General features: G+C 63.0%; 12 protein-coding genes. 8 read left to right on the forward strand and 4 right to left on the reverse strand.

Features of this window, described 5'->3' with window-relative positions; all coding sequences use genetic code 11:
- Position 1: 1 nt before the first annotated feature.
- The 6 genes from J5286_RS14305 to J5286_RS14330 all read left to right on the forward strand — a co-directional run bounded on the left by J5286_RS14305 (position 2) and on the right by J5286_RS14330 (position 5,655).
- Complete coding sequence (locus tag J5286_RS14305) at positions 2 to 898, forward strand: ABC transporter permease (RefSeq protein ID WP_111562140.1); 897 nt, start codon at positions 2 to 4, stop codon at positions 896 to 898.
- Complete coding sequence (locus J5286_RS14310) at positions 895 to 1,683, forward strand: ABC transporter permease (RefSeq protein WP_018897520.1); 789 nt, start codon at positions 895 to 897, stop codon at positions 1,681 to 1,683. The genes J5286_RS14305 and J5286_RS14310 overlap by 4 nt, the downstream gene beginning before the upstream one ends.
- Positions 1,684 to 1,694: 11 nt before the next feature.
- On the forward strand, positions 1,695 to 2,756 hold the full coding sequence (locus J5286_RS14315) for an ABC transporter ATP-binding protein (RefSeq protein WP_209190894.1): 1,062 nt from the start codon (positions 1,695 to 1,697) through the stop codon (positions 2,754 to 2,756).
- Between the two features lie 180 nt (positions 2,757 to 2,936).
- The gene (locus tag J5286_RS14320; RefSeq protein WP_209190999.1) at positions 2,937 to 4,280 is read left to right on the forward strand and encodes an MFS transporter; all 1,344 of its coding nucleotides are present in this window, start codon (positions 2,937 to 2,939) and stop codon (positions 4,278 to 4,280) included.
- A 69-nt stretch (positions 4,281 to 4,349) separates the two neighbouring features.
- Positions 4,350 to 4,655, forward strand: a complete 306-nt coding sequence (locus tag J5286_RS14325; RefSeq protein WP_113239066.1) for an NIPSNAP family protein — start codon at positions 4,350 to 4,352, stop codon at positions 4,653 to 4,655.
- A 76-nt stretch (positions 4,656 to 4,731) separates the two neighbouring features.
- Positions 4,732 to 5,655 carry a hypothetical protein gene (locus tag J5286_RS14330; protein WP_348529268.1) on the forward strand — a complete coding sequence of 308 codons (924 nt, stop codon included), beginning with the start codon at positions 4,732 to 4,734 and terminating at the stop codon, positions 5,653 to 5,655.
- Positions 5,656 to 5,706: 51 nt separating this feature from the next.
- Here J5286_RS14330 and metH read toward each other — a convergent pair whose 3' ends face one another.
- Positions 5,707 to 9,480 carry a methionine synthase gene (gene metH, locus J5286_RS14335; protein ID WP_209190895.1) on the reverse strand — a complete coding sequence of 1,258 codons (3,774 nt, stop codon included), beginning with the start codon at positions 9,478 to 9,480 and terminating at the stop codon, positions 5,707 to 5,709.
- 173 nt (positions 9,481 to 9,653) lie between these two features.
- Here metH and J5286_RS14340 point away from each other — a divergent pair, with 173 nt between their 5' ends.
- Positions 9,654 to 10,913 carry an AGE family epimerase/isomerase gene (locus J5286_RS14340; RefSeq protein ID WP_209190896.1) on the forward strand — a complete coding sequence of 420 codons (1,260 nt, stop codon included), beginning with the start codon at positions 9,654 to 9,656 and terminating at the stop codon, positions 10,911 to 10,913.
- Positions 10,914 to 10,954: 41 nt separating this feature from the next.
- Here the strand turns inward: J5286_RS14340 and J5286_RS14345 are convergent, their stop codons facing one another.
- The gene (locus J5286_RS14345; protein WP_209190897.1) at positions 10,955 to 11,533 is read right to left on the reverse strand and encodes a hypothetical protein; all 579 of its coding nucleotides are present in this window, start codon (positions 11,531 to 11,533) and stop codon (positions 10,955 to 10,957) included.
- Positions 11,534 to 11,698: 165 nt separating this feature from the next.
- Between J5286_RS14345 and J5286_RS14350 the strand changes: the two genes are divergently transcribed.
- A complete protein-coding gene (locus tag J5286_RS14350) occupies positions 11,699 to 11,968 on the forward strand; it encodes an antibiotic biosynthesis monooxygenase (RefSeq protein WP_047505889.1) in 270 nt (89 codons plus the stop codon).
- Positions 11,969 to 12,020: 52 nt separating this feature from the next.
- Here J5286_RS14350 and J5286_RS14355 read toward each other — a convergent pair whose 3' ends face one another.
- Together J5286_RS14355 and J5286_RS14360 are read right to left on the reverse strand one after the other, a co-directional pair.
- Complete coding sequence (locus J5286_RS14355; protein ID WP_018897509.1) at positions 12,021 to 12,512, reverse strand: heme-degrading domain-containing protein; 492 nt, start codon at positions 12,510 to 12,512, stop codon at positions 12,021 to 12,023.
- 109 nt (positions 12,513 to 12,621) lie between these two features.
- Positions 12,622 to 13,362, reverse strand: a complete 741-nt coding sequence (locus J5286_RS14360; RefSeq protein WP_209190898.1) for an aspartate/glutamate racemase family protein — start codon at positions 13,360 to 13,362, stop codon at positions 12,622 to 12,624.
- Positions 13,363 to 13,366 lie beyond the last annotated feature (4 nt).

The raw sequence follows: 13,366 nt of genomic DNA on the forward strand, positions 1-13,366 counted from the left end.
AATGAGCACTGTTTCGACGACGCCCGTGGTGAGCACGGCCCCGCTGATCACCAAGGACCGCGTGATCGACTGGCTCGGCATTACACCCTTCATTATTTTCGCCCTGCTTTTTCTCATTATTCCCACGCTCTACCTTGTGGTTGGCGCTTTTTTGACGCCCGAGGGTAATTTCACGCTGAAGAACATCGGTGATCTTTTCACCCCGTCGATCCTCAGCGCCTACTGGATCAGTATCCGCGTTTCGGTCGCCTCGGCGCTCGGCGGCGCGCTGATCGGCTTTTTCCTCGCCTGGGCGGTCGTGCTCGGCGGCCTGCCCACATCGGTGCGTTCGACGCTGTTGACCTTCTCCGGCGTGGCCTCGAATTTCGCGGGCATCCCGCTCGCCTTCTCGTTCCTGGCAACGCTCGGTCGCACCGGCCTCGTGACGGTTTTCCTGCGGGACTGGTTCGGATTCAACCTCTACGGCACCGGCTTCAACCTGCTCTCCTTCTTCGGGCTCACCATCACCTACATGTATTTCCAGATCCCGCTGATGGTGCTGATCCTGACGCCGGCGCTGGATGGCATGAAGAAGGAATGGCGCGAAGCGGCAGAAATCCTCGGCGCCAGCAATCTGCAATATTGGACCAAGGTCGCCCTGCCGATCCTCTGGCCGAGCCTTCTCGGCACGACACTGCTGCTCTTCGCAAACGCCTTCGGCGCCATCGCGACGGCTTACGCGCTGACGGGCTCCTCGCTCAACATCGTCCCGATCCTGCTCTATGCGCAGATCCGCGGCGACGTCCTTCACAATGCGAACCTCGGCTATGCGATCGCGCTCGGCATGATCGTCATCACCGGCGTGTCCAACATCCTCTATCTCATGCTGCGCATGCGCGCTGAACGGTGGCAGAAATGAAGGCTCAAAAACTCGGCGCCTGGATCGCCATCGCCATCGGCGCGACCTATTTCATCGTGCCTCTGCTCGGAACCATCGAGTTCTCGCTGCGCATGCGCCGCGACGCCTACAGTTTCGACGCCTACCTCTCGGTCTTCTCCGACGAGCGCTTCCGCGCGACCTTCGGCTACTCGATGATGATGGCCCTTTTGACCATCGTCTTCGGCATGCTCTTGATCGTGCCGACCGCCTACTGGGTGCGCCTGCGCATGCCGCAGATGCGCCAGGTGGTCGAATTTATCACGCTGCTGCCGCTGGTCATCCCGGCCATCGTCATCGTCTTCGGTTATCTGAGGATGTATAATTCATCCTCCTACCTGCCGATGACCGGCTCGACGACGGGAACCAATATCCTGCTCGTCTTCTCCTACATCACGCTGTCGCTGCCCTACATGTACCGCTCCGTCGATACCGCCATGCGCGCCATCGACGTCAGAACGCTGACCGAAGCCGCCCAGAGCCTCGGCGCCAGCTGGTGGACGATCATGTTCAAGTGCATCTTCCCGAACGTGATGAGCGGCATCCTCTCCGGCGCCTTCATCACGCTGGCGATCGTCATGGGCGAATTCACCTTCGCGGCACTGCTGAGCCGTCCCGCCTTCGGCCCCTACCTGCAGCTGGTCGGCGCCAACAGGGCCTATGAGCCCTCGGCGCTCGCCGTGATCGCATTCTCCATCACCTGGCTCAGCATGGGCCTGCTCAATCTCGTCTCGCGCATCGGCAGATCCCGTCCGGCCAAGGCTTAAGGTATTTCGACATGTCATTTCTCTCGCTGACCAACATTCAGAAATCCTTCGGCCAGGTTCAGGTCGTCAAGAACTTCAACATGAACATCGAGAAGGGAGAATTCGTCTCCTTCCTCGGCCCCTCGGGCTGTGGCAAGACCACCGTCCTGCGCATGATCGCCGGTTTTGAGAACCCGACCGGCGGCAATCTCAGCATCGCCGGCAAGGACATCGCGCCGCTGAAGCCGAACCAGCGCAACATCGGCATGGTGTTCCAGGCCTACGCGCTCTTCCCGAACATGACGGTGCATGACAACGTCGCCTTCGGCCTGAAGATTGCCGGCAAGCCGAAGCCCGAGATCGACGCCCGCGTCAAGGAAATGCTGGCGCTGATCCACCTCGGCCACCTCGCCGACCGCTACCCCTACCAGATGTCGGGCGGCCAGCAGCAGCGCGTGGCGCTCGCCCGCGCCCTTGCCGCCAAGCCGCAGGTGCTGCTGCTCGACGAGCCGCTCTCTGCGCTCGACGCCAAGATCCGCGTCTCGCTGCGCGAGGAAATCCGCCAGATCCAGCAGTCGCTGGGGATCACCACCATCTTCGTGACCCACGACCAGGAAGAGGCGCTGTCGATCTCCGACCGCATCGTGGTCATGAACGGCGGCCGCGCCGACCAGATCGGCACCCCCTTCGAGATCTACAACACGCCGGCCACGCGCTTCGTCGCATCCTTCGTCGGCACGTTGAACATCATCGAGGCCAAGGTCGTAGACCCCTCGGTCAACCGCATACAGATCGGCGACCAGGGCGTGACGCTCCGCGAAAACATCTCCACCTATAAGGCTGGCGACACCGTCTCGCTGGCGCTGCGCCCGGAAGCAGGCTCGCTCGCCGAAAGCACCCCGAGCGACACCAAGCTCACCGGCGAAGTCGTCTCCGCCCACTTCCTCGGCTCCGTCATCCGCACCCGCATGAACGTCGGCGGCAACGTCATCTCCTTCGACATGTTCAACAGCCCCGGCGTCAAGCCGCCGGCCACCGGCGAAACGGTGACGCTACGCTTCATGGCGGCGGATCTGCTGGTTATCCGGGATTGATCACCGGACTTTCCGATTTTAAAGGCGTCGCCCATAGCGACGCCTTTTCCATTTGCGGCTTTGCCACAGCGGGCGCGACGACGCCGCAACATGACACGAAAACACCAGAAAACGCTTGAAATCCCCACCCCATTGCGCGACGACGGCGCAACCGAAGTCATACCGCAAGAAGCCCGCATCATGTCCCCCACCACGACGCCCGCAGCCGCCCCTCGCCGCCTCACCGCCCAGGATTTCAAGACGCTCGGCCTTTCCGCCCTCGGCGGCGCGCTGGAGTTCTATGATTTCATCATCTTCGTCTTCTTCGCGAGCGTGATCGGCCACCTGTTCTTCCCGCCCGACATGCCCGACTGGTTGGTGACGATCCAGACCTTCGGCATCTTCGCCGCCGGCTATCTAGTGCGCCCGATCGGCGGCATCGTGCTTGCCCATTTTGGCGACATGTTCGGCCGCAAGCGTGTCTTTGCCTTCTCCATCATGCTGATGGCGCTATCGACGCTCGGCATGGCCGCCATGCCGACCTATGCCACGATCGGCATCGCAGCCCCGATCCTCCTGATCCTGATGCGCGTCCTGCAGGGTGCGGCCATCGGTGGCGAGGTGCCCGGCGCCTGGACCTTCGTGGCCGAACACGTTCCCTTCCGCCGCGTCGGCTTTGCCTGCGGCTTCCTCTGCTCGGGCCTGACGCTCGGCATCCTGCTCGGCTCGTTCATCGCCACCATCATCAACTCGGCCTTCACGCCCGAGGATGTCGCGGCCTACGCCTGGCGCATTCCCTTCTTCCTCGGTGGCATCTTCGGCCTCGTCGCCGTCTATCTCCGCCGCTGGTTGCAGGAGACGCCAATCTTCGCCGAAATGAAGCAGAGCCGCTCGCTGATGCGCGAACTGCCGCTGAAGGCCGTGCTGCGCGACTATCCGCGCGGCGTCGTCATCTCCATGCTGCTCACCTGGATCCTCTCGGCCGGCATCGTCGTCACCACGCTGATGACCGCGACCTTCCTGCAGAAGCTCTACGGCTACACCGCGCAGCAATCGCTGGCCGCGACCAGCTTCGGCACGCTGTTCCTGATCTTCGGCACGGCGGCCGCGGGTGCGATCGTCGATCGCGTCGGCTCCGGCCGCTTCTTCATCGTCGCCAGCATCTTCTTCGGCGCCGCCACCTTCGCCTTCTACACCTACGCCGCGACATCGCTGACCGTGCTCTTCGTGCTCTATGCGATCATGGGCCTCTCCGTCGGCCTCGTCGGCGCGGTGCCCTACGTGATGGTCCGCGCCTTCCCGGCCCGCGTCCGCTTCACCGGCCTCTCCTTCTCCTACAACGTCTCCTACGCCATCTTCGGCGGGCTGACGCCGCTGGCGGTCGCCTCCTTGCTGCCGCTGAACCCGATGGCGCATGCCTATTACCTGCTGTTCATCGCAGCCCTCGCCTTCGCGCTCGGCGTCTACCTGCTCGTCAAGGGCGACACGGTGGAGGCCGATGTCGGCATCGAGGAACTCAACCAGCGGCTTGCCGCCGGCGCCTGACAACAGCACAATAACCAAATAGCGGGCCGGCAGGCATTTTAGCCGACCCGATCAACGAGAGATATTTCAATGATTACCTGCCATCTGCGTTATGTCATCGACCCCTACAAGCTCGCCGAATTCGAGGAATACGCCAGGCTCTGGATCCCCATCGTCAACCGCATGGGCGGCGATCATCACGGCTATTTTCTGCCCTCGGAAGGCGCCAACAACATCGCGGTCGCCTTGTTCTCCTTCCCGAGCCTTGCCGCTTACGAAGACTATCGCACGCGCATGGCCGTCGATCCCGAGTGCCAGGCGGCATTCGATCTGGACAAGCGCAACCGCAGCATCATCAGCTATGAGCGCAGCTTCATGCGCCCGGTTCTCGGCTGACCGAGACGTCACCACATCCGCGAGGGCCGACCTGCTCGGCCTTCCACTGGCTCCCATGACGAGGAACTGAAGAACGATGCCGACACCTCAGATCAAGATCCTCGACGCGCTCTCCGTACCGGGCAACCCGGCCAAGCCGAACGACGACCGCTTCGGATACAACGAGGCCTGCGCCTTCGTGATCGACGGCGCAACCGGCCTTGGCGACCGCCAGTACATGGACGCATCAGGCAGCGACGCCGCCTGGGTCGCGGCACGCTTCGCGGATGGTTTCAGGCAGCAGATCACGCGTGAGACGCCGGTCTCGGATGTCGCGCGCGCCGTCTCGCAGGAGGCCAGGGCCACATTCCTCGGCGGCAACCCCGACGCCCCACGCTACGCCTGGCCGCTCTCCGCCTTCTCGATGATCCATGCGACCGACGATCGCCTGACCTTCTACGGCCTCGGCGATTCCTGCGTCTTCCTCTTGCAGGAAGATGGATCGGTGAGCTTTCACATGGCAATTCCCGACGCCTATGTCCGGGAGCAGGCCCACGCGCAAAGCCATATCGCCCGCACCGGCGGCATCACCAAGGATGGCGGCGCGCTCGGCAATGCGGAGACGCTGGCGGCTCTGCGCCGACACCGTGAAAGCCAGAACACCGCAGGCGGCATCTGGACCTTGGGCCTAGTGCCTGAGTCGGCTGATCATCTCGTGTCGGAAGAATTGAAGATCAAGGGTCGCGCGCACGCCATCATCTGCAGCGATGGCTTCGCCGATCTGGTCGTGCTCTACGAAGCCTATGACGCCGCAAGCCTGGTGCGCGCGGCGCTCGACAAGGGCCTCGCCCCGATGATCGAGGAACTCCGCCGCTTCGAGCGCGAGACCGATCGGAAGGTCTGCGCTATCCCCGCTTCAAGCAGAGCGATGACACGACCGCGATCCTGGTCGAACTCACAGCCTGATATTAGAGCGACGAAACAGCAATTTCCGATTCAGGATCAGGCCCTTGGCCGATGATCCTGAATCACTTTCTCCGGCAATTGAATCAGTGCCTGAAGACGCGCCCGATCAGGCCGCGTCTTCCACGTCTTCGCGCGGCTTCGAAGGCACGTAGTTGAGCACCGGCCCGAGCCAACGCTCGACCTCGGAGATCTCCATACCCTTGCGGCCGGCATAATCCTCGACCTGATCGCGCTCCACCTTGGCAACGCCGAAGTAGTAGGCGTCGGGATGGCCGATATAGATGCCCGACACGGACGAACCCGGCCACATGGCGTAGCTCTCGGTGAGCTTCACGCCGGCGGCGTTTTCGGCATCGAGAAGCGCGAACAGCGTCTTCTTCTCGGTATGATCGGGCTGCGCCGGATAGCCGGGCGCGGGGCGGATACCGGCATATTCCTCGGTGATCAGCTGCTCCTTGCTCAGCGCCTCGCCCTTGGCATAGCCCCAATATTCGCGGCGCACCTCTTCGTGCATGCGCTCGGCGAAGGCCTCCGCGAAGCGGTCGGCCAGCGCCTTGACGAGGATCGACGAGTAATCGTCGTTGGCGCGTTCGAAACGCTCGGCGATCGCCACTTCCTCGATACCGGCCGTGACGACGAAGCCACCGACGTAGTCCTGCACACCGCTGTCGACAGGCGCCACGAAGTCCGACAGCGCCACGTTCGACCGGCCGTCGCGCTTCGAAAGCTGCTGGCGCAGCGTGTAGAAGGTTGCTAGGTCCTCCTTGCGGCTATCATCCTTGAACAGGCGGATATCGTCGCCGACGGTGCCGGCCGGCCAGAAGCCGATGACGGCGCGCGGACGGAACCACTTCTCGTCGATGATCTTCTTCAGCATCCCCTGCGCATCCGCCCAGAGCGCGCGTGCCGCCTCGCCCTGCTTCTCATCCTCGAGAATGGCGGGATAGCGACCCTTCAGCTCCCAGGTCTGGAAGAACGGCGTCCAGTCGATGTATTCGGCGAGCGTCGCCAGATCATAATCCTCGAACACCTTGGTCCCGAGGAAGCTCGGCTTGGCGGGAGCGTAAGCGGCCCAATCGACCTTCTGCGCGTTCTCGCGGGCACGCGCCAGCGGCAGGCGCACCTTCTCGGCCTCGCTGCGGGCGTGGGCAGCCGCGACCTTGGCATATTCGGCGCGAATATCGGTGATGTAGCCGTCGCGGTTCTCCGGCGAGAGCAGCGACGAGACCACGCCGACCGCGCGGCTGGCATCGGTGACGTAGACGGTCTGGCCCTTGCTGTAGCCGGGATGGATCTTCACGGCCGTATGGACACGGCTGGTCGTGGCGCCGCCGATCAGGAGCGGCAAGTCCAGACCCTGGCGCTCCATTTCGGCCGCAACATGCACCATCTCGTCGAGCGACGGCGTGATCAGGCCCGACAGGCCGATAACGTCGACCTTCTCGGCCACAGCAGTCTCCAGGATCTTCGTTGCCGGCACCATGACGCCGAGGTCGATGATCTCGTAATTGTTGCAGGCGAGCACGACGCCGACGATGTTCTTGCCGATATCGTGGACGTCGCCCTTCACGGTCGCCATCAGGATCTTGCCGGCCGACTTGCGGTCGTCGCCGCCGTTCAGGCGCTTCTCTTCTTCCATGTAGGGAAGGAGAACGGCCACGGCCTGCTTCATCACACGCGCCGACTTGACGACCTGCGGCAGGAACATCTTGCCCGAGCCGAACAGATCGCCAACCACGTTCATCCCGGCCATCAACGGACCTTCGATGACATGCAGCGGACGGGCCGCTGCAAGGCGCGCCTCTTCGGTATCGGCGTCGATATATTCGGTAATGCCGTTGACCAAAGCGTGTTCAAGACGCTTCTCGACCGACCATTCGCGCCAGGAGAGATCCTGCACGCGTCCCTCGCGGGCGGCACCGCCACGGAACTTCTCGGCCACTTCGAGCAGCCGCTCGGTCGCATCGGCGCGGCGGTTCAGCACCACGTCCTCGCAGGCCTCGCGCAGTTCGGCGTCGATCTGGTCGTAGACCGCCAGCTGGCCGGCGTTGACGATGCCCATGTCCATGCCCGCCTGGATGGCGTGGTAGAGGAACACAGCGTGCATCGCCTCGCGCACCGGCTCGTTGCCGCGGAACGAGAAGGAGAGGTTCGAAACGCCGCCCGAGATGTGCACCAGCGGCATCGTCTGGCGGATCGTCCGCGTCGCCTCGATGAAGTCGACGCCGTAATTGTTGTGCTCTTCGATGCCGGTCGCGACAGCAAAGACGTTCGGATCGAAGATAATGTCTTCGGGCGGGAAGCCCGCCTTTTCCGTCAGGAGCTTGTAGGCGCGCGTGCAGATCTCGACCTTGCGGTCATAGGTATCCGCCTGCCCCGTCTCGTCGAAGGCCATGACGACGACTGCCGCGCCATAGGCATGCAGCAACCTCGCCTGCGCAAGGAAGTTCTCCTCGCCCTCTTTCAGCGAAATCGAGTTGACGATCGGCTTGCCCTGGACGCGCTTCAGGCCGGATTCGATGATCGAGAACTTGGAGCTGTCGATCATGACGGGCACGCGAGCGATATCGGGCTCGGCGGCGATCAGGTTCAGGAACTCGACCATCGCCTTTTCGGAATCGATCAGGCCTTCATCCATGTTGATGTCGATGATCTGCGCGCCGTTCTCCACCTGATCGCGCGCGACATCGAGCGCTGCCGTGTAATCGGCGTTGGTGATCAGCTTGCGGAAGCGTGCCGAACCCGTGACGTTGGTGCGCTCGCCGACGTTGACGAAGGGGATGTCCTTGGTGAGCTCGAAGGGCTCGAGGCCCGACAGAGACATGAACGGACGATGCTCAGGGATCGGACGCGGTTTGTACTTGGCCACGACCTCGGCGATCGCCTTGATATGTTCAGGCGTCGAGCCGCAGCAGCCGCCGACGATGTTGACGAGGCCCTCGCGGGCGAACTCGTCGATCTGCGCCGCCATCAGCTCAGGCGTCTCGTCATACTGGCCGAACTCGTTGGGAAGGCCGGCATTCGGATAGGCGCAGATGAAGGTATCGGCAACGCCCGACAGCTCCTGCAGGTGCGGACGCATGGCGTTGGCGCCGAGCGCGCAGTTGAGGCCAATCGTGAATGGGTTGGCGTGGCGCACCGAGTTCCAGAAGGCCGAAGGCGTCTGGCCGGACAGCGTGCGGCCGGAAAGGTCGGTGATCGTGCCCGAGATCATGACCGGCAGGCGGACGCCCTTGGCCTCGAAGCGCTCTTCGCAGGCAAAGATCGCAGCCTTGGCGTTCAGCGTATCGAAGATCGTCTCGATCAGGATGATGTCGGCGCCGCCATCGATGAGGCCGTCGATCTGCTCGGCATAGGCGATGCGCAGGTCGTCGAAGGTGACGGCGCGGAAGCCCGGATTGTTGACATCAGGCGAGATCGAGGCCGTGCGGTTGGTCGGGCCGATGGCACCGGCCACGAAACGGCGGCGGCCATCCTCGCGCTCGGCGCGGATGCAGGCGCGGCGCACGACTTCGGCACCTTCCTTGTTCAGCGCATAGACCTCGCCTTCCATCGCGTAGTCGGCCTGAGCGATGCGGGTGGAGGAGAAGGTGTTGGTTTCGAGAATATCGGCGCCGGCCTTGGCGTATTTGTAATGGATCTCCTCGATCGCATCCGGCTGCGAGAGGATGAGAAGGTCGTTATTGCCCTTCTGGTGGCAGGCGCAGCCGATGAAGCGGTCGCCGCGGAAATGATCCTCGTCGAAACCCAGCCCCTGGATCTGCGTGCCCATGGCGCCGTCAAGGACGAGAATGCGTTCGCTGGCGGCTTTCCTGAGCGCCGCGAACACTTCACTGCCGTCGCGCTTTTCCCCTTCGGGGCCAAACAGATTGTTGAACACGGGCGGACTCCTTGACGTCATTATAAAGACAAGCCGCCCAAATCACATAAAGATATCTTTATGTCAATATATCGGCGACAATTTCGCCATTGCCGGCGCACGGCGGATGACAGACTCGAACGCCCCCTATATAGGCAATTTCAAAGCATTGTGTATGAAATCGGAGGAGTATCATGGCACCTGCAATCGGCGACGCCGCGCTCGGCAACTGGACGACGCGCACCTACCACCGCGACTGGCTCGTCGCCCAGGCCAATGGCCTGTTCGATTTCTTCCAGCATGACTCGATCAATCCCAAGGGTGGGTTCTACGATCTCGACGACGCCGGCAAGCCGCTCGACGCCGATGGCCAGGTGCGCGGCATCCACATCGCCGCCCGCGCCGTCCATTGCTTCTCGATCGGCACCCTGCTCGGCCGCCCCGGCGCCTCCGATGTCGTCGACCACGGCATGCAATACATCTGGAACCACCACCGGGACCAGAAGAACGGCGGCTATTTCTGGTCGCTGAACAATGACGGCCCCGTCGATACCAACAAGCAGGGCTATGGCCACGCCTTTGTTCTGCTCGCCGCCTCCTCCGCCAAGACCATCGGCCATCCGCTCGCGGACGGCATGCTCGCCGATATCACCGAGGTGCTGAACACGCGCTTCTGGGAAGAGAAGCACGGCGCCATCGCGGAGGAATTCACCGCCGACTGGCAGCCGCTCGACGGCGGCACCTATCGCGGCCAGAATTCCAACATGCACCTGACCGAAGCCCTGATGGCCGCCTTCGAGGCAACAGGCAACCGCGATTACCTCGCCAAGGCCGAAAGCATCGCCGACCTCGTCATCCGCCGCGCCGCCGGCTCCGTCGACTGGCGCGTCGCCGAGCACTTCGACACAGAGTGGAAGCTCGACAAGAATTACTATCATCCGAACGAGATGTTCCGCCCCGCGGGCACCACGCCCGGCCACTCGCTGGAATGGGCGCGCCTGCTGCTTCAACTCTGGGCGCTCGGCGGCAAGAAGCTGGAATGGCTGCCGGATGCCGCCAAGGGCCTGTTCTCGCAGGCGATGGCGCTCGGCTGGGACGACGAGAACGGCAGCTTCTTCTACACGCTCGACTGGGAAGACCGCCCGGACAAGCGCCAGAAGATGTGGTGGCCGGCTTGCGAGGGTGCGGCTGCCGCCCACTACCTCAACGAACACCTGCCGAGCGACTACCACGAGGAAAGCTACCGCAAGATCTGGAACGTCATCGAGCGCAGCTTCATCGACCACGAAAACGGTGGCTGGCACGAGGAACTGACGGAAGACATGGTCCCTGCCCACACCATCTTCCCCGGCAAGGGCGACATCTACCACGCCCTGCAAGCCTGCCTCATCCCCCTCTTCCCGGCGACCGGCAGCCTGACCAAGGTGATCCCCGAAGCCGGCGGCAAGATCTGACGATCAACAAGACGGCGCCGCATCCACGGCGCCGTCTTCATTCACGACGACGGAATATGCGGTTCCTCGACCAGATAGAACTCCGGGACCGGCGTGACATCGGAAACGAAGAAGCCGAAGCTCGATTGCTCACCGGGATCGAGATGACCCTCATCGAAATTCAGCCGGTCGAAACTCTCGAAGCGGCTTTCGAAATGCATGAAACGGCTGGAAGAGATCAGCGCCGGGTTGGGATCGGCCTGCCCGAAGGAGAGCCCGTCATAGAAATCGCTGGGCTTGCCGCGGATTTCCTGAAGCTCGAAGCCGAAGCCGATCCACGCCAGCCCGCTCCGGTTCACCGCCACCACGCGCAGATGAAACGAGCCGGGCACCGTCGTCTTCAGCTCGGCGGGTTTGGCGAAGCGGATCACCAGCGTCACCGGCGCGAGACTGTCGAACGCCTCGCGGATCTCGATCGGATCCTCCCGCGTGCCAGCACCTGATATTGACAGGATGTGGAAGCCGCCCAATTCGTCGGAGAACGAGTAGCTCCCCGCATACCACCGCCCGTCATCGGCCGGCCCGGCGCTGATCAGAGCCAGGGAGAGCAACGCCGCGAGAATGCTTAGACGACGCGTCATCGATCCTGTTCCCTGATCGAGATGTCGCCAGCATACATGCAATTTCAGCGGCGTGCGATGCGCAATGCCCGCAAGCCGATTTCCGCGCGCGCAAAACCGTCATCAATGGTACGCTGACGCCTGGGCTTCCCAACGAAACATGTGAATGCAACGCAGGAGCGGAACATGACGACAGTGTTCGTACGGCATGAGGTTTCGGACTATACGGCCTGGCGCAAGGTGTATGACGGCTTCCGCTCGGTGCAGGCGGCAAACGGCGTGATATCAGAGGCGGTCTACCAATCCGCCGACAACCCCAACGACATCACCGTCACCCACGAATTCGCGACATCGGAGGCCGCCAAGGCCTTCATGCAGCTCGAGGAACTGCGATCAGCGATGCGCACCGGCGGCATCCTCGGCGCCCCGACCGTCTGGGTCGTGGAGAAAGCGTAGAACCGTTCCGGCCCGATCGGCATAACGGGCCGGTGCTCTTCCGTACGGCGCTTTACGCCAGACGCAGCGCGTCCAGATCCTTGGCCAGCATCAGCGCCAGCGCCTCGACGACGAGATTGTGGTCGTCGCGCTGCGGCAGGCCGGAGACGGTCACCGAGCCGATGCAGCCCGTGCCCTTGACATTGATAGGGAAGCTGCCGCCGTGGGGCGCGTAATCGGCGTCCGACAGACCGTTGTCCGCAACGGTCTTCCCCTTGGCCTTGAGGTCGAGGCCGATCGCGTAGCTGCTGCGGAAATAGCGCAGCACCAGATTGCGCTTGCGGCGCACCCACTGGACGTTGTCAGGCGTGACACCGGGAAGTGCCACATAGAAGACCGGCATTGAATGCAGGTTGATATCGATCGCGATACCCAGGCCACGCTCCGAACCCAGCTCCTGCAGCAGCTTGCCCAGCTGCCACGCGGTCGACAGATCGAAACTGTCGAAGCTCAGCACCTTCTCCTGTTCGGCAATGCGCGCAAGGTCGTCGTCCGGCATGGTCATGTCTACTTACTCTCCTGAAATGCTTTTTGCTGAGCATCGTCAGGAGAGCGAAAAAGTAAAGCGGAATCGTGGTGATACACTGTGTGAGGCGACGGTCTCGCGGCAGGCCTCAGCCCGCTGCCTGCATCGGTGCGAACCGGCTCATCTCGCCGATAAAAGGCTTGGCAAGCGGCGCCGCGTAGGAGCCGCGCTTGCTTGTCGAGAGGCCCAGCGACACCAGCGCCTCGGCCTGCTTGACGGCCGCCGCCACGCCATCGACGACGGGTACGCCATAGATTTCCTGCAGTTCCCGCGCCAGATCGGTCATCCCGGCGCAGCCGAGCACGATCGCCTCGGCGCCATCCTCATCAAGCGCCCGCTCGATCTCGGCGCGAAGCTTGTCGATCGCGCCCGACGCCTCATCCTCAAGCTCCAGCACCGGAATGTCAGACGCGCGGACCTTTGCCCGATCGCCCATGCCGTAGCGGCGCACGAGGTTGTCGATCAGCACCCGCGAGCGCTCCAGCGTCGTCACCACGGTGAAGCGCTGCGCAAGAAACCCGGCGGTAGCGACGGCGGCTTCGCAGAGCCCGAGCACCGGCACGTCGGCGAAACTGCGCGCCGCCTCCAGCCCCGTATCGTCGAAACAGGCGATGACGGCAGCATCATAGGTCCCTGCCCGCTCCTTCAGCTCGGTCAAAAGGCCGGGAATGGCAAGCGCCCCGTCATAATGCCCCTCGATCGACACCGGCCCCATTCTTGAAGTGGCGGCGATGATCTCGGTGCCGCTGGCGGCAACGAGCCGTGCGGCGGTCGCCGCCTTCTCGGTCATGCTTGATGTCGTGTTCGGATTGACGATGAGGATGCGCATGAGA

The sequence above is a fragment of the Rhizobium sp. 16-488-2b genome (genome assembly GCF_017741815.1).
In the GTDB taxonomy this organism is placed as follows: Bacteria; Pseudomonadota; Alphaproteobacteria; order Rhizobiales; family Rhizobiaceae; genus Rhizobium.